This window comes from Leucobacter sp. UCD-THU (genome assembly GCF_000349545.1).
Lineage (GTDB): Bacteria > Actinomycetota > Actinomycetes > Actinomycetales > Microbacteriaceae > Leucobacter > Leucobacter muris.
The window spans coordinates 58,034-74,167 of the sequence record NZ_KB714603.1; the positions used below are offsets into that span (position 1 = coordinate 58,034).

Genomic DNA, 16,134 nt, shown 5'->3' on the forward strand with positions numbered 1-16,134 from the left:
CCCTCCCGCTCCGCTCCATGCGGCGCTCGCCACGTTGCGGGTGCCGCTCGCCGGGGCGCCTTCGTCTTCGCCTGTCTCGCCGGGCTGCGCGATGCTCACGCGGCGGCAGGCAGGAAGCCGTCCTCTCCGAGCAGTTCGGACGGCGCCTCCGCCTCGGTCGACGCCGGTCCGTTCTCGCCGCTCGTGCTCTCGGCGGCGCCCGCACGTGAGGCGTCGGGGCTCCGCGCGAGGTCGGCGCTTCCGACGACCGCCCCCGGCTCGTCCGGGGCCGCGGGGTGCTCGGCGCCGGAGCGGATCTGCTTCTCGAAGCGCGACACGCCCCACCGCAGATCGTGGCCCAGCGCATCGGCCTCGATCTCGACCGCGGTGCCGGTCTTCCCGTCGTTGCTCCACTGCCGGATGCGCAGACGACCGCTGATGATGACCCGGTCGCCCTTCGAGAACGAGCGATCGGCGTGCTCGGCGAGCGTGCGGAACGCATTGACGGTGAACCAGTTGGTGTCGCCGTCGACCCACTGGTTCTTCTCTCGGTCGTAGCGGCGCTCGTTGCTCGCGACGCGGAAGGTGCAGAAGGCGACCTTCGCGACGGACTTCATGAGACGGGACGCGGTCGCGATGGTGCCGACGACGCTGACGGGTGTGGACATGATGACTCCGTTCGTTGGCTCCGGGGTGCGGAGGGTTGAGGCGAGCGGGCGGATCGGGCCGTGCGGGGTTCCGATCCGCCCCCTCACCTCCCAGCCTGAGGCACCGCCGGAGCGTCTCACCAGTGGATGCCGCGATCTGTGGACAAGGCGGCCGGAGGCGCTGAGTACCGAAGGATGTGAGCGGAGTGCGGGGCGATTCCGAGCCGTGCGGTGAACCGGCCGTGCCACGCGCCGAGGCGGGTCCGGCCGCGCCCGGCCGAACCGTCGCCCCGCGCTTCCGCAGACGCCCTCCGCATAGACTGATCGGGTGCGTTCCCCTCTGCATTCCCTCCGTCGCCCCGGCGCCGCGTTCGGCGCGCTCGCCCTGACCGCGGCCCTGCTCGCCGGATGCTCGCTGCTCGAGGGGCCGACACCCGAGACGCCGGAGCGCACGGAGCCCGCCGTGCCCGAGACGGCGCCCGAGTTCTTCCCCGAGGGCAGCGCCGCCGACAACCTGCCGTACTTCACCGAGGTGCTGCGCGCGTTCGCGGCAGGCGAGCAGCCGGTCCAGGGCGCCCCCGTCGTCGACGCCGTCGCGGCGGCCGGCTTCGACAAGACCGCCATGCAGGTGAGCTTCGACGAGTCGCAGACGGGGCTCGCCGCCGACAGCATCTTCGTGTCGGTGCGCATCGGCGCCGACTGCCTCATCGGGCAGGTGGTCGCCGAGGATCGCGGATTCGCCGCCGAGGCGAAGCCCGCCCTCGGGCCGGCGCAGGACATCTGCCTGATCGGCAGCACCCGCGTGATCGACTGGTGAGTCGCCCGGATCGCGGGTAAGCCCTCGGGCCCTCTCCGAGCGGCTGCGCCGACGAACGCCCGAGCAGGAGCCCGGCGAGCCGCCCGCATGTCAGGGGCTGCGGGTAGAGTAGTGGCGATCCGTTTCATCCTCAGGACGCAAGGAGTTCGGGGCGCCGTCGCGCCCGAGAAAGCATATGGCTGAGTACATTTACCAGATGGTCCGCGCGCGCAAGGCGCACGGCGACAAGGTGATCCTCGACGACGTGACCATGGCGTTCCTGCCTGGCGCGAAGATCGGCGTGGTGGGCCCGAACGGCGCCGGCAAGTCCACGATCCTCAAGATCATGGCGGGGCTCGACACCCCCTCGAACGGCGAGGCCATCCTCACCCCCGGCTACTCCGTCGGCATCCTCATGCAGGAGCCCGAGCTCGACGAAGACAAGACCGTGCTCGAGAACGTGCAGCAGGGCGTCGCCGAGATCAAGGGCAAGCTCGACCGCTTCAACGAGATCTCGGCCGAGATGGCCGACCCCGACGCCGACTACGACAAGCTGCTGCCCGAAATGGGTGAGCTGCAGGAGGCCATCGACGCGGTCGACGGCTGGGACCTCGACAACCAGCTCGAGCAGGCGATGGACGCGCTGCGCTGCCCGCCCTCCGACGCGATCGTCAAGAACCTCTCTGGCGGCGAGAAGCGCCGCGTGGCGCTCTGCAAGCTGCTGCTCGAGAAGCCCGATCTGCTGCTGCTCGACGAGCCCACCAACCACCTCGACGCCGAGAGCGTGCTCTGGCTCGAGCAGCACCTCGCGAAGTACCCGGGCGCGGTCATGGCCGTCACCCACGATCGGTACTTCCTCGACCACGTCGCCACCTGGATCTGCGAGGTCGACCGCGGCCGCCTCTACCCGTACGAGGGCAACTACTCGACGTATCTCGAGCAGAAGGCCGCACGCCTCGAGGTGCAGGGCAAGAAGGATCAGAAGCTCCAGAAGCGCCTCAAAGAGGAGCTCGAGTGGGTGCGGTCGAACGCGAAGGGCCGCCAGGCCAAGTCGAAGGCGCGCCTCGCCCGCTACGAGGAGATGGCCGCCGAGGCCGAGCGCACGCGCAAGCTCGACTTCGAGGAGATCCAGATCCCGGCCGGCCCGCGCCTCGGCAATCTGGTGCTCGAGGCGAAGAACCTCAACAAGGGTTTCGAGGGCCGCACGCTCATCGACGGCCTGAGCTTCTCGCTGCCGCGCAACGGCATCGTCGGCATCATCGGCCCGAACGGCGTCGGCAAGACCACCCTCTTCAAGACGATCGTCGGCATCGAGCCGCTCGACGGCGGCGAGCTGAAGATCGGCGAGACCGTCGAACTCAGCTACGTCGACCAGACCCGCGGCGGCATCGATCCCAAGAAGACGGTGTGGGAGGTCGTCTCGGACGGGCTCGACTACATCCAGGTCGGCAAGACCGAGATCCCGTCGCGCGCCTACGTCTCGACCTTCGGCTTCAAGGGTCCCGACCAGCAGAAGCCCGCGGGCGTGCTCTCGGGCGGTGAGCGCAACCGACTGAACCTCGCGCTCACGCTCAAGCAGGGCGGCAACGTGCTGCTGCTCGACGAGCCGACGAACGACCTCGACGTCGAGACCCTGACGAGCCTCGAGAACGCGCTGCTCGAGTTCCCCGGCTGCGCGGTGGTCATCACGCACGACCGGTGGTTCCTCGACCGCATCGCCACGCACATCCTCGCCTACGAGGGCACCGAGGAGAACCCGGCGAACTGGTACTGGTTCGAGGGCAACTTCGAGGCCTACGAGGCCAACAAGATCGAGCGCCTGGGCGCCGACGCGGCGAAGCCGTCGCGCGTCACCTATCGCAAGCTGACCCGCGACTAGCATTCGGCTCGAGAGGCGGGTTTCTCGCGCCCGATCCCCGGATCGGGTGCGAAACCCGCCTCTCGACGTATGGAGAGGAGAACCGCGTGGCACGCGTGCACGTCGATCTCGAACTGCGCTGGGGCGACCAGGACGCCTACGGCCACGTCAACAACGTCGCCTACGCGCGATACCTGGAGGAGGCGCGCGTGCGCGTCTTCTTCACCGGCTCGGCTCGTGAGCAGACCGGCATGGAGGGCTACTTCCGCGGGGACCGTCCCGACGGTCCGAAGATGCTGGTCGCGAACCAGCAGATCGAGTTCCTCGGCGTGCTCGAGTACGCGCCGCGCCCGCTCGGCATCGAGCTGTGGGTCGGCAAGCTCGGCGGATCGAGCCTCGAACTCCACTACGAGGTGTTCGACGGCTCGGCCGAGGAGCGCAGGGTCGTGGCCCGGGCCATCACCACGGTCGTGATCGTCGACGGCGCCACGATGCGGCCCATGCGGCTGTCTGAGGAGGGGCGCGCGGCGGTCGAGCCGTGGACCGACGACCCGCTGCAGCTGCGCCGAGGCTGATCGGAGCGGCCCGCCGGGTGGTTCCGCCAGGCCCGCGGCGGGTCCGATCCGCCCCGGGGCGGCGCAGTGGATCCCGCGCCCGTGGCGGTTCCCTCCCGGCCCGCAGCGGATCCGGCACCCGCGGGATGCGGGCGCGGCCTCGGACGCCCCCTCAGCCCGCGTCGGGCAGGCGGATCATGCTCTCCTGCGACACGCTCGCGACGAGCCGCCCTTCGCGGTCGTAGAACCGCCCGTGGGCGAGCCCGCGACCGCCCTGCGAGGTGGGGGAGTCGAGTTCGTAGAGCAGCCAGTCGTCGACGCGGAACGGCCGGTGGAACCACATCGCGTGGTCGAGGCTCGCGGCGCGCATGCCGGGGGTGGCCCACGGGATCCCGTGCCTGCGAGCGATGGGCTCGAGCAGCAGATAGTCGCTCGCGAAGGCGAGAGCCGCGCACTGCAGCAGGTGGGTCGCCTCGAAGGTGTCCCGGCTGCGCATCCAGACGCGCTGGCGGCTGACGCGCTCGGCGACGTCGAGCACGACGTCGGACTCGAGATAGCGGAAGTCGAACGGCCGGCCCAGGATCCACGAGGCGCGGCCGCTGCCGCTCAGGTGACCGTACTTCTCCCACACGCTCGGCAACGATTCGGGCTCGGGCAGACCGTCGAGGCTCACCGGCTCCTGGTGCTCGAGGCCGGGATCGTCCTCTTGGAAGGACGAGATCATCGACATGAGCACCTCGCCGTCCTGGTAGGCCTGCACGCGGCGGGTGGAGAACGAACGGCCGTCGTGCAGGCGCGCCACCTCGAAGGTCATGCGCTCCTCGCTCTCGCCCGGGCGCAGGAAGTAGCCGTGCATGGAGTGGAGCAGACGGTCGTCGGCCACGGTCGTGCCCGCCGCGGCGATGGCCTGGCCGAGCACCTGCCCGCCGAAGGAGCGCCCGTGCGGCGTGGGGAAGGCCGGCCCGGTGAGGATGTCCTCGCGGGTGCGCGCGCCCGAGTCGAGCACCGAGAGCATGGCGAGCAGATCTGGGAAGGCGGTCATGGTTCCTCCTGTCGGCGGCTCCGTCGCTGGTCGGAACCAGCCTAGCGGCAGCGGACCCGCGCCGCGCGAGCGCCGCCCGGCGATCGCACCCTCTAGGCTGGGGTGGATGGCTGCCACGCTTCCCCTCGCCGATCACGCGACCCGAGACGACCTCCGCATCTTCCTGGAGCGCCTGCTCCGCGCGGGAGAGGCCGAGGTTCGCCTCATGACGCGGGGACCCGCGCTCGCGGTGTACGGCTGCACGCAGGCGCCGCGCGGGATCACCGATCCCGTGCCGGTGGTGCTCGTGATGCGGGCATTCGCCCTGGCCGAGGCGCCTGCGGAGGCGGTCGACGCGACGGTGCAGGCTCGCGCGCTGCTCGACCGCATCGCACGGCTCGGGATCATGGGACTGGCTCTCGACGTGCCCGACGTCACTGCGATGGCGGCGTGGGCGGGGGTGCTGCCCCCGGTGTCGGGGTGGACGGCTGCGGGAGCGGTCGACGCCGCGTCGCTCGCGTCGGTCGCCGAGCAGGGGATCGCGCGGGTGAGCGCGGCGCTGCCGCAGGATCCGGGCGAAGCCGTGGTGGAGCGCGTGCGCGCTTCCGTGTGGGGCTCCGAGATATCTCCGGGCCTGCCCGCGGCGGCGGCCTTCGCGGCCGAGGTCATGGGCTTCCTGCGCGACGAGGATCGCGTGCTGGTCTCCCGATCCGTCACCTGGACGCGGCTCACCATGACGCGCGGCCACGTGCTCGTGCGCTCGCTGCTCGGCTGAGCCCGTCGAGGCCCGAGCCGCTCGGAGCGGCCGCTGCTCCCAGCGGAAACCACGATCCTCGGCTAAGATAGTGAGGTCAACTAGAGGAGTGTGTACATGGCCAACCCCAACGGCATCATCGATCCGCCCATCGACGATCTGCTCGAGAAGGTGGATTCGAAGTATGCTCTGGTGATCTTCGCCTCGCAGCGCGCCCGCCAGATCAACGACTACTACACGGATCTGCACGACGGCAACCTGTTCGACAACGTGGGCCCGCTCGTCGACTCGTCGGTCGACGACAAGCCGCTGTCGATCGCGCTGCACGAGATCGTCGAGGGCAAGATCGTCATGAACCGGCGCGCGGAGAGCGCTGCTGAGACACTCGACGAGGCCTCGGCCGACGCCGCCCTCTCGGTGGAGCAGGCGCTCGAGACCATCGACCCCGCAGCCGAGTAAGCGCACGTCGTAACCGGGCGACATGCCCGTGTCAATGTCAGTGGCGTCGGATAGCCTCAGCGCAGCCGCCTGAGCATCCGACGCCACTGGCGTGTTCGGCGATCCCCGCCCTCAGTCACCCACGAGAAGGAGGCCCATCGTGAGCCTGCGCCAGTTCACCTCCGAGTCCGTCACCGAGGGTCACCCCGACAAGATCTGCGACCGCATCTCCGATTCGATCCTCGACGCGATGCTCGAACAGGATCCGGGCGCGCGCGTGGCCGTCGAGACGCTCGTCACCACGGGCCTCGTGCACGTCGCCGGCGAGGTATCGACCAGCGGATACGTCGAGATCCCGCAGATCGTGCGAGACGCCGTGCGCGATATCGGCTACACGAGCTCCGAGATGGGCTTCGACGCCGCGTCCTGCGGCGTCTCGGTGTCGATCGGCCAGCAGTCGCCCGACATCGCGGGCGGCGTCGACTCGTCGCTCGAGGTGCGCAGCGGCGAGGTCGCCGTCGAGAGCGACGACCTGAGCCGGCAGGGCGCCGGAGACCAGGGCATCATGTTCGGCTTCGCCACCGACGAGACGCCCGAGCTGCACCCCCTGCCGAGCTGGATCGCCCACCGCCTGGCCGAGCGCCTCACCGAGGTGCGCAAGAGCGGGGTGCTGCCCGAGCTGCGCCCCGACGGCAAGACCCAGGTCACCATCGGGTACGACGGCGACCGCGCCGCCAGCATCGAGGCCGTGGTCGTCTCCACACAGCATCACGCGGGCATCTCGCAGCCGGCCCTGCGCGACGCCGTCGAGCGCGAGGTGATCCGTCCGGTGCTCGAGCGCGTCGACCTCGCGAGCGGCGGCGCCGAGCTGTTCATCAACCCGGCGGGCCCCTTCGTGATCGGCGGGCCCATGGGCGACGCGGGTCTCACGGGCCGCAAGATCATCATCGACACCTACGGCGGGGCGAGCCGCCACGGCGGCGGTGCGTTCAGCGGAAAAGACCCGTCGAAGGTCGACCGTTCCGCCGCCTACGCGATGCGCTGGGTCGCCAAGCACGTGGTGCGCGCCGGTCTCGCGAAGCGCGCCGAGCTGCAGGTGGCCTACGCGATCGGCCGTGCCCACCCGGTCGGCCTGTACGTCGAGACGTTCGGCACCGAGACCGTGCCGCGCGAGCGCATCGAAGCGGCCGTGCGCGAGGTGTTCGACCTGCGTCCGCTCGCGATCATCCGCGACCTCGAACTGCTGCGGCCCGTCTACGCGAGAACCAGCGCCTACGGTCACTTCGGGCGCGAGCTGCCCGAGTTCACGTGGGAGGCCACGCCGCGGGTCGCCGAACTGCGGGCCGCCGCCGGGCTGTAGGGCGCCGTGGCCACGGTCGGCGGAGGCGAAGCGGCCGCGGCGCCGGAGGTGCGCGGCGCCGCGTTCCAGCGCGCCGAGGCGGCGAACGGTCGCCCGGTCGCGCGGGTGCTGCTCGACTCGGCCCTGCCGCAGCTCGATCACCTCTTCGACTACGCCGTGCCCCCCGAACTCGCCGAGCAGCTGCGCGTCGGGCAGCGGGTGCGCGTGCCGTTCAGATCGAAGGACCGCCGCAGCTTCGGCTACCTGATCGAGTTCGCCGAGCGCAGCGACTTCGGGGGAGAGCTCTCGGCGATCGCCGACATCGTCACCCCGGTGCCCCAGCTGACCCCCGAGGTGTGGCGCCTCGCGCGCGCCGTCGCCGACCGGGCGGGCGGGTCGGCGGGCGACATCCTGCGGCTCGCGATCCCCACCCGCCAGGTGCGCGTCGAGAAGAAGCACCTCGCCGCCGCGGCTGCGGCGTCGGCCGAGCACGGACGGGACGCCGGGTCCGACATCGAGAACACCGCTCCGGATGAGCCCCCGGCGCCCCCCGTCGCCAGCGACGCCGACGCCGCTCCGAGCCCCGAGACAGCCGTCGCTGCGATCCCCGACGCCGCCTCCATGGCGGACGACCCCGCGGGGGCCGCCGGCACCGAGGCCGTGCCCGCGATGGGTGGCGAGCCCCAGGCGTCCCCCGAGCGCCGGATCGCCGAGACGCTCGTCGCGGGTGCGCGTCTCGCGCTCACCTCCTCGCACGGCCCCGAACGCCTGCACACCGGGGAGTGGGTGGGCGGCTGGGCCGCCCAGCTCGCGAGGCTCGCGATCGCGGTGCACGCGCTCGGGCGCAGCGCGATCCTCGTCGCTCCCGACTACCGAGACCTCGACCAGCTGCGCGATGCGCTCGACGCCCTCGGACACCCCGACGTAGTGCGCGTCGACTCGCGGCAGTCGAACGCCGAACGATACGCCGCATTCCTGCGAGCGCTCGACCCCGAGCCCCGCATCGTGCTCGGCAATCGCTCCGCCGTCTACGCGCCCGCGCACCGGCTCGGCGCGATCATCATGTGGGACGACGGCGATCCCGTGCTCGCCGAGCCCCTCACACCGTACGTGCACGCCCGCGACGCCGCCCTGGTGCGCGCCGGGCAGTCGGGCGCCGGGCTCTTCTTCGCCGCACACGCCCGCAGCTCCGAAGTGCAGCGGCTGGTCGATATCGGGTACGTGCGCGCCCAGCAGAACCCGCCGCGCCGCGCCCGCATCGTGCACGCCGACGCCTCGATGACCCCCGACGCCTTCGCGGGACGGGTGCCCGAGTTCGCCGCGCGCACCATCCGCGAGGGGCTGCGCAGCGGCCCGGTGCTCGTGCAGGTCGCCACGCCCGGCTACGCCCCGGTCGCCGTGTGCGGCGAGTGCGGCGATCTCGCGCGCTGCAACGCGTGCGGCGGTCCGGTCGGCTTCCGGGTCGTGGGGCGGGCGTCGTGCCGCTGGTGCGGCGAGCACGCCGAGGGCTGGCGGTGCCCCACCTGCGACGGCCGACGCCTCGAAGAGCGCGGCATGGGGTCGGCGCGCACGGTCGAGCAGTTCGAGCGGCAGTTCGAGGGCGCACGCGTGATCCTGAGCGACGGCGAGCACGCGCGGGAGAGCGTCGACGCGCGGCCCGCGCTCGTCGTGGCGACGCGCGGCGCCGAACCGCTCGCGGCCGGCGGGTACCGGGCGGTCGTGCTGCTCGACGCCGAGCGGCTGCTGAGCCTCGAGACGCTGCGCGCCGGTGAGGACTGCCTGCGCTGGTGGGAGAACGCAGCCGCACTCACCGCGCCCGACGGTATCTGCCTCATGGCCTCGGGGGGCGGCCCCGTCGTGCGGGCCTTCGTCACGGGCCGCACCGAGGAGTGGCTGCGGGGGGAGCTTCGCGACCGCCACGCTCTGCGCTATCCGCCTGCGGTGCGGGTGGCCAGCGTCAGCGGCGGCCCCGAAGAGGTCGAGCGGGCGCTGCAGCAGCTCGCCGGGCTGCCCGGCGTCGACCACCTGGGTCCCACGCCGATTCCGCCGGGCGGCGCGGCGAAGACCCCGCCCGGGCTGGTGCGCGCGATCGTGCGTTTCGACTACGGGCAGGGCGCCGAGGTCGCGAGTCGACTGCGCGGGGCCCTCGTGGCCGACGCCGCGGGCTCCTCCTCGCGCACCCGAGGCCGCGCGCCGGGGCGTGCGCGGCCCGAGGCGCTGCGGCTGCGCTTCGACGACCGCGGCGTCTTCGACGGATAGCACAGGCTGCGAGCATGGCACGGCTGCGCGAGGGTGGTCGCGCCGGCGTCGCGCGCCGGGTGGCGCGCCTGGGCGGGTTCGACCGGGGTGGTGCCGCGGCTCGGGCGTACTGACGGCGGGGAGGGCGTCGCGGGCTGCGCGGCGGGTGAGAGAATAGCGGGATGCGGATCGTCTTTGCCGGAACCCCCGAGTTCGCCGTGCCCAGCCTGCGCGCCATCGTCGACGCGGGCCACGAGGTGGTCGGCGTCGTCACGCGCGAGGATGCGCCGCTCGGCCGCAAGCGCGTGCTCACGGCCTCGCCCGTCGCGGCGGCGGCGCAGCAGCTCGGCCTTCCGCTGCTGAAGGCCAACCGGCTCGACGACGCGGCGACCGAGTGGGTGCGCGGGCGGGGCGCCGAGCTGGGGGTGATCGTCGCCTACGGCGGGCTGGTGCGGGAGCCGCTGCTCAGCCTCCCGGCGCACGGCTGGATCAACCTGCACTTCTCGGAGCTGCCGCGCTGGCGCGGCGCCGCTCCCGTGCAGCGCGCGCTGCAGGCGGGGGAGCAGCGGCTCGGCGTCACGGTGTTCCGCCTGGTGGAGGCGCTCGACGCGGGCGAGGTGCTCAGCCGGGATTCGCGCCAGTTCGCGCCGGGCACCTCGGCGGGTGCGGCGCTGACGGAACTCGCCGACTTCGGCACTCGCGCGCTGCTCGCCGCGGTCGACGCGCTCGCCGCGAATCCGTCCGCGGGGGAGCCCCAGGCGGGAGAGGCGAGCTATGCCCACAAGCTCTCCCGCGACGACGGCCGCCTCGACCTCGCGGCCCCGACGGGCCGCGTGCTCGCGCACTGGGCGGGCGTCACACCCGAGCCGGGCGCGTTCGTGACGCACGAGGGCCAGCCGCTGAAACTGCACGCCGTCGAGTGGGCCGCGGATCGCCACGCGGCGGGAGAGCCCGGCGCCGTCGGCGCCGTCGACCTCATCGACGGCCGCGCGACCCTGCGGCTCTCCGACGGCGCGCTCGTGCTCGATCGCGTGCAGCCGGCGGGCAAACCGGCGATGGACGGCGCGGCCTGGCTGCGCGGTCGCGGCGGGAAGGCGGAGCTGTCGTGAGCCGCCACGCATCGCAGGGGCGCGGGCCGCGCGGATCCCGGTCAGGCGCGCGGGGGCAGTCCCAGCGCAACGACCGGCAGCGGCGGGATCGCAGTCCGGTCGACACCCGAGGGTCGTCCTCCGCGCGCATCAGCCCCGCCCGTCTCGTCGCCTACGACGTGCTGCGCGACGTCGAGGATCGCGACGCCTACGCCAACCTCGCCCTGCCGGCCCGCATCCGCGACGCGCGCCTCGACGGTCGCGATGCCGCCCTCGCCACCGAACTCGTATCGGGCGCTCTGCGCTGGCGCGGCCGCTACGACCGCATCATCGAGCTGGCGGCCGACCGCGAGGCGTCGCGCATCGACTCGCGCACCCTCAACGTGCTGCGGCTCGGTGCGCACCAGCTGCTCGCGATGCGCACCGCGGATCACGCGGCCGTCAACGAGAGCGTCGAGCTGCAGCGCCGCGTCGGCAACCCGGCGGCCGCGGGTTTCGTGAACGGCGTGCTCCGGGCGATCGGACGCGCCTCGAACGAGGACTGGGACGATCGGATCGCGGCCTCGGCGGACGGCGCCGACGAGAGGCTCGCCGCGCAGGCCTCGCATCCCGGCTGGGTGCTGCGGACACTGCGCGACGCGTTGCGGGCCGAGGGCCGGGAGGCCGAGCTCGGCGAACTGCTCGCCGCCGACAACGCCTCGCCGCGGGTGAGTCTCGCGCTGCTGCCGGGTGCCGACATCGATGCCGAGGCCGCCGAGGCTCTCAGCAGCGATGTGGAGCGCGCAGAGGCCGTGCTGACCGCCACCGGCCCGTCGCCGCTGGGCCTGGAGCTCGCCGGCGGCGATCCCGCTCGTGCAATCGCGGCGCTCGATCTTCCGCGCGGCGTCGCACGGGTGCAGGATCAGGGCTCGCAGCTCGCCGCACTCGCCCTCAGCCGGGCCCGCGAGCCGAGGGCGGGGGAGCGCTGGCTCGATCTCTGCGCCGGCCCCGGAGGCAAGACCGCGGTGCTCGCGGCCGAGGCGGCGCTCGCAGGCTCCGAACTGCGAGCCAACGAGGTGTCGGAGCACCGGGCCGAGCTCGTGCGCCGCTCGGTCGAGGCCCACGCCGATGAGGTCGAGGTGGTGAGCCACGACGGGCGCGACGACGAGGCGTACGGCGGAGCGCAGGCCCGCTTCGACCGCATCCTGGTCGATGCTCCGTGCTCGGGCCTCGGGGCGCTGCGCCGGCGGCCCGAGGCGCGGTGGCGCAAGCGGCCCTCCGACCTGCCCGAGCTCACGACGCTGCAGGGCGAGTTGCTCGACGCGGCCGTGGCGCACCTCGCCCCGGGCGGGTTGCTGGCGTACGTGACCTGCTCGCCGCACCTCGCCGAGACGCGGGTCGCCGTCGACCGGCTGCTGCGGCGTCACCCCGATCTGCGCGAGCTCGACGCCCGCGCGGTGCTGCAGCGTGTCGCCCGCATTCCCCTCGATCTGGCGGGCGACCGGCTCAGCGCGCAGCTCTGGCCCCACCGCGATGGCACCGACGCGATGTTCGTGTCGCTCATCGAGCGTCCCGCCTGACCCCGGGGCCCTCCGAATCGGGCGTCCGGGGGGCTCGCAGAATGGCGCTGGTTGCCCGTACCCTGACTCCATGAGCATCGCGCAGCACCCGCCCGCACCGACCGGCGTCCCCGGGCAGCCCGTCGCGCCCGGGTCGGGCATGCGGGTGTTCCTGCACCTGCTGGTGAACACGGCGGTCGCGAACCTCACCACCAACTTCCTGTGGTTCGCGCTCGTGTTCTGGGTGTTCATCGAGACCCGCAGCATCCTCGCCACCGGCGTTCTGGGCGGCGCGTACATGCTCATCATCGCGCTCAGCTCGATGTACTTCGGCAGTCTCGTGGATCGCTTCCGCAAACTGCGCGTCATGCGTCTCTCGGCCTGGATCTCCCTCGTCGCGTTCCTCATCGCCTGCACCATGTTCTTCGCGCTGGGCGAGCGGGTCCTGCTCGATCTCGCCGCACCCTGGTTCTGGGTGTTCGCGGTCGTCGTGCTCGTCGGCTGCGTCGTCGAGCTGCTGCGCAACCTGGCGCTCTCCACCACGGTGACGCTGCTGGTGCCGACCGAGCGCCACGCGAACGCGAACGGGCTCGTCGGCACGGTGCAGGGGCTCGCGTTCATCGCGACGAGCGTGTTCAGCGGCCTCTCGGTGGGGCTGCTCGGCATGGGGCCCACGATGCTCATCTCGGCGGTGTGCACCGCCGTGCCGCTGGTGCACCTGCACCTGATCCGCGTCTCCGAGCCCGAGATCGTGCACGACCCCGAACGCAAGGCCATCGACTTCCGGGGCGGCTTCCTGGCGGTGCTGGCCGTGCCCGGGCTGCTCGCCCTCATCATCTTCACCACCTTCAACAACCTCACCGGCGGCGTGTTCATGGCGCTGCTCGACCCCTACGGGTTGACGCTGTTCCCCGTCGAGATGTGGGGCATCTGGTTCGGAGTGGCGTCGGCGGGCTTCGTGGTCGGAGGCGCGGTCGTCGCGAAGTGGGGCCTCGGCAAGAACCCGATCCGCACCATGCTCGTCCTCGTGGCCTGCACCGGGGTGCTCGGCGGCCTCTTCACGCTGCGGGAGTGGGGCTGGCTGTTCGTCGCGGGCATCTGGCTGTTCATGGCGGTGATGCCCGCGATCGAGGCGGCCGAGCAGACGGTGATCCAGCGGGTCGTGCCCTTCGAGAAGCAGGGCCGCGTCTTCGGTTTCGCCATGACCTTCGAGGCCGCCACCGCCCCTATCACGTCGTTCCTCATCGCGCCCATCGCCGAGTTCTGGATCGTGCCCTACATGGAGACCTCCGACGGGCGGGCGACCTGGGGGTGGCTGCTCGGAGACGGAGATGCGCGCGGCATCGCACTCATCTTCCTCTTCGCGGGTCTGGTCTCGATCCTGCTCGCCGTGGGCGCGTCGCTCACGCGCTCCTACCGGTTGCTGTCGCGCAGCTACGTCGAGTCTCCGGAGGCGCCTCCGCACCTCGAATCCGCAGAGACCGGGGAAGCTGCAGATCCGCAGGCGCCCGATCCGGCTGCACCGAGCGCCGCTCCGGGCGCGTCAGACGGGAAGCAGCACGGGCGCGATCACTCCCAGGTGACGCGGGGGTCGTCACCTGAGAAGTCGACGTAGGGCTGCAGCAGGTCGCCGCTCGAGTACAGGGTGCCGCTGATCAGCTCCCCGCCGCGGTCGGCCTCGATGTGAGTGGAGACCGAGACGTAGTCGTACGTCGTCACCCTGCGCAGATCGCCGTAGTCGGGCTCGGGAGTGAGCGCGTCGAGGGCCCGGTCGCCCTCGGCGGTGAGCGCCCGCTGCGCGCTGCCCTCGACAGGGACTGCCCCGTCGTCGAGCGTCTCCGACACGTCGAGACCGCAGGGGGTGCTCAGCTGCGGCATCGCGAGGCACTCCTCGAGAGACGCCCGCACCAGGGCGCGGAACTCGTCGGCGCGAGCCTCGGTGAGCCGCGGCTCGGCCGAGTACAGCGGAGTCGTGTCCTCCGACGTGGCGACCGAGAGCACGTCGAGCGGCGCGTCGTCGACGGCGAGTTCGAAGGCGTGGCCCCCGAGCCCGATCTCGTAGGCGCCCGGGAAGACGAGTGGTCGGTCGATCCCCGCAGGCGCACCGTTCACCGTCGGCTCGAGCCCGTCGAGCCCCGGGAGCGGCAGCGCCACGAGCGCGTCGGAGAGCTCCCAGTCGCCCGAGGCCTGCCACGCGGTGAAGTCGCGGTGCACCGTGCGGTCGCCGATCCTGAAGGTCGCGTTCACCACCGCGCGCATCGAGTCGTCGTGCTCGCCCGATTCGACGGCGATGCCGGTGATCGGCGCGAGCTCCAGCGAGCGGGCGAGCACCTCGTCCGTGAGGAGGGGTTCGTTCGACTCGGCTGCGGCGAGGCGCGCCGCCGTCTCGGCGTCGCCGTCCGCGAGCGCGGTCAGAAAGCTCTCGACCGCCGCCTCAGGGGTGTCGGCGCTCCCGTCTCCGGCGGCCGCGGGTTCTGCCCCCGGGCGGTTTCCGGCGATCGACGCGACCGCCGAGAGCAGCACGATCAGCACGACGAGCACCGCCGCGGAACCCGCGACGATGCCGATGATCGCTCCGCGCGAGAGGCCGGTCCTGCGTGCGGGCGACCCCGGAGACGTCGGCGATGCCGACGCTGTCGCGGCGTTCGCAGGCGCGGAGGCCCACTGCTGATGGAACTGCTGCTGCGCCTGCTGGGCGTGCGCCTGCTGCTGGGCCTGCACCTGCTGCTGGGCGTCGGCCTGGGCGCTCGCCTGCTGCTGCGCCTGCTCGTGCTGCTGGGTCTGCGCCTCGATCTGCTCGTGCTGCGTCGCCTGCGCCTGCACCGAGGGCGTCTCGAACGCGGACGCGAAGCCGTTGGGGGCGGGAGAGTCGAAGCCGGTGTCAGGCGCCGGGGGCGGCGTGACGCCCGGGGATCCCTCGAGGGAGTAGCCCGGCGGCAGCGTGATCTCGGGCGCGCGGATACCGGGGGACGGCGGGAGCCCGGGAGGCGGCGCGAGGCCGATGGGCGCATCGGAGTACAGCTGCGGCTCCTCGGGCGAGGGCGCCTCCGCCGACTCGCCGGGCTCCGTGCCCGTCGCCTCGGGGTCGCCCGCGCCCCCGTTCGCATCGCTCATGTCTTCCACCCTAAGCTGTTACCCGTGACCGCGCAGCGCATCAATCCGAGCATCCTCTCCGCCGACTTCGTCAACCTGCAGGCCGAACTCGAGGCCATCGCCACCGCCGACCTCGTGCACGTCGACGTCATGGACAATCATTTCGTGCCGAACCTCACCATGGGACCGCCCGTCGTCGAGCGCATCCAGGCGGTCTCGCCGATCCCGCTCGACATGCACCTCATGATCACCGACGCCGACCGCTGGGCGCCGGGATACGCCGAGATGGGCGCCTACTCGGTCACGTTCCACGCCGAGGCCACCGGAGATCCGGCGCGGCTCGCCCGCCGCATCCGCGACATCGGCGCCCGGGCGGGCATCGCGCTCAAACCCGGCACCGATCCCGAGCCCTACCTCGAGCTGCTGCCCGAGTTCGACCAGGTGCTCGTGATGACCGTCGAGCCGGGGTTCGGCGGGCAGTCGTTCATGCCGGACATGATGCCCAAGCTGCGCCGCTTCGCCGAGGCGAGGCGGCGGTCGGGTCTCGACGTGTGGCTGCAGGTCGACGGGGGCATCTCGAAGGACACGATCGGGATCGCGGCGGAGGCCGGTGCGGACACCTTCGTGGCGGGGTCGGCGGTCTACGGCGGCGTTCCGGAGGAGCGGATCGCGGAGCTGCGGCGTGCCGCGGCGACCCATCAGCACTGAGCGGAGCCCGGCGAGCCTGCGAGTGGGGCGGCGGCGTGCCGCGGCGACCCATCAGCACTGAGCGGAGCCCGGCGAGCCTGCGA

At 72.4% G+C, this 16,134-nt stretch carries 14 protein-coding genes; 11 read left to right on the plus strand and 3 right to left on the minus strand.

What is annotated here, in order from left to right; translation table 11 throughout:
- Positions 1–95: 95 nt before the first annotated feature.
- The gene (gene ssb / locus H490_RS26535) at positions 96–647 is read right to left on the minus strand and encodes a single-stranded DNA-binding protein (protein WP_017884528.1); all 552 of its coding nucleotides are present in this window, start codon (positions 645–647) and stop codon (positions 96–98) included.
- Between the two features lie 307 nt (positions 648–954).
- On the opposite strand from ssb, the gene H490_RS26540 reads away from it, so the two are divergent.
- From H490_RS26540 to H490_RS26550, 3 genes are all read left to right on the plus strand, one after another.
- On the plus strand, positions 955–1,443 hold the full coding sequence (locus tag H490_RS26540) for a DUF6993 domain-containing protein (protein ID WP_017884529.1): 489 nt from the start codon (positions 955–957) through the stop codon (positions 1,441–1,443).
- 175 nt (positions 1,444–1,618) lie between these two features.
- The gene (gene ettA / locus H490_RS26545; RefSeq protein ID WP_017884530.1) at positions 1,619–3,301 is read left to right on the plus strand and encodes an energy-dependent translational throttle protein EttA; all 1,683 of its coding nucleotides are present in this window, start codon (positions 1,619–1,621) and stop codon (positions 3,299–3,301) included.
- Between the two features lie 86 nt (positions 3,302–3,387).
- Positions 3,388–3,855, plus strand: coding sequence for an acyl-CoA thioesterase (locus H490_RS26550; RefSeq protein ID WP_017884531.1), 468 nt, complete (start codon positions 3,388–3,390; stop codon positions 3,853–3,855).
- Between the two features lie 151 nt (positions 3,856–4,006).
- On the opposite strand, the gene H490_RS26555 is transcribed toward H490_RS26550, so the two are convergent.
- Positions 4,007–4,876, minus strand: a complete 870-nt coding sequence (locus tag H490_RS26555; RefSeq protein WP_017884532.1) for an acyl-CoA thioesterase — start codon at positions 4,874–4,876, stop codon at positions 4,007–4,009.
- A 106-nt stretch (positions 4,877–4,982) separates the two neighbouring features.
- Between H490_RS26555 and H490_RS26560 the strand changes: the two genes are divergently transcribed.
- From H490_RS26560 to H490_RS26590, 7 genes are all read left to right on the plus strand, one after another.
- Positions 4,983–5,630 (plus strand): hypothetical protein, encoded by a 648-nt coding sequence (locus H490_RS26560; RefSeq protein WP_017884533.1) that lies wholly within the window; start codon positions 4,983–4,985, stop codon positions 5,628–5,630.
- Between the two features lie 96 nt (positions 5,631–5,726).
- A complete protein-coding gene (gene rpoZ / locus H490_RS26565) occupies positions 5,727–6,068 on the plus strand; it encodes a DNA-directed RNA polymerase subunit omega (RefSeq protein WP_017884534.1) in 342 nt (113 codons plus the stop codon).
- A gap of 139 nt (positions 6,069–6,207) precedes the next feature.
- Complete coding sequence (metK, locus tag H490_RS26570) at positions 6,208–7,407, plus strand: methionine adenosyltransferase (protein ID WP_017884535.1); 1,200 nt, start codon at positions 6,208–6,210, stop codon at positions 7,405–7,407.
- A 6-nt stretch (positions 7,408–7,413) separates the two neighbouring features.
- Positions 7,414–9,645, plus strand: a complete 2,232-nt coding sequence (locus tag H490_RS26575) for a hypothetical protein (protein ID WP_017884536.1) — start codon at positions 7,414–7,416, stop codon at positions 9,643–9,645.
- Between the two features lie 161 nt (positions 9,646–9,806).
- Positions 9,807–10,733: a methionyl-tRNA formyltransferase gene (locus H490_RS26580; protein WP_017884537.1), complete on the plus strand. Its 927-nt coding sequence runs from the start codon at positions 9,807–9,809 to the stop codon at positions 10,731–10,733.
- Entirely contained in the window at positions 10,730–12,271 is a 1,542-nt protein-coding gene (locus H490_RS26585; protein ID WP_017884538.1) for a transcription antitermination factor NusB, read from the plus strand. The genes H490_RS26580 and H490_RS26585 overlap by 4 nt, the downstream gene beginning before the upstream one ends.
- A gap of 70 nt (positions 12,272–12,341) precedes the next feature.
- Positions 12,342–13,865: an MFS transporter gene (locus H490_RS26590; RefSeq protein WP_017884539.1), complete on the plus strand. Its 1,524-nt coding sequence runs from the start codon at positions 12,342–12,344 to the stop codon at positions 13,863–13,865.
- Here the strand turns inward: H490_RS26590 and H490_RS31765 are convergent.
- The gene (locus H490_RS31765; protein ID WP_017884540.1) at positions 13,820–15,364 is read right to left on the minus strand and encodes a hypothetical protein; all 1,545 of its coding nucleotides are present in this window, start codon (positions 15,362–15,364) and stop codon (positions 13,820–13,822) included. The genes H490_RS26590 and H490_RS31765 overlap by 46 nt on opposite strands.
- Before the next feature lie 24 nt (positions 15,365–15,388).
- Here H490_RS31765 and rpe point away from each other — a divergent pair, with 24 nt between their 5' ends.
- On the plus strand, positions 15,389–16,051 hold the full coding sequence (gene rpe / locus H490_RS26600; protein WP_017884541.1) for a ribulose-phosphate 3-epimerase: 663 nt from the start codon (positions 15,389–15,391) through the stop codon (positions 16,049–16,051).
- The last annotated feature ends 83 nt before the right edge of the window (positions 16,052–16,134 follow it).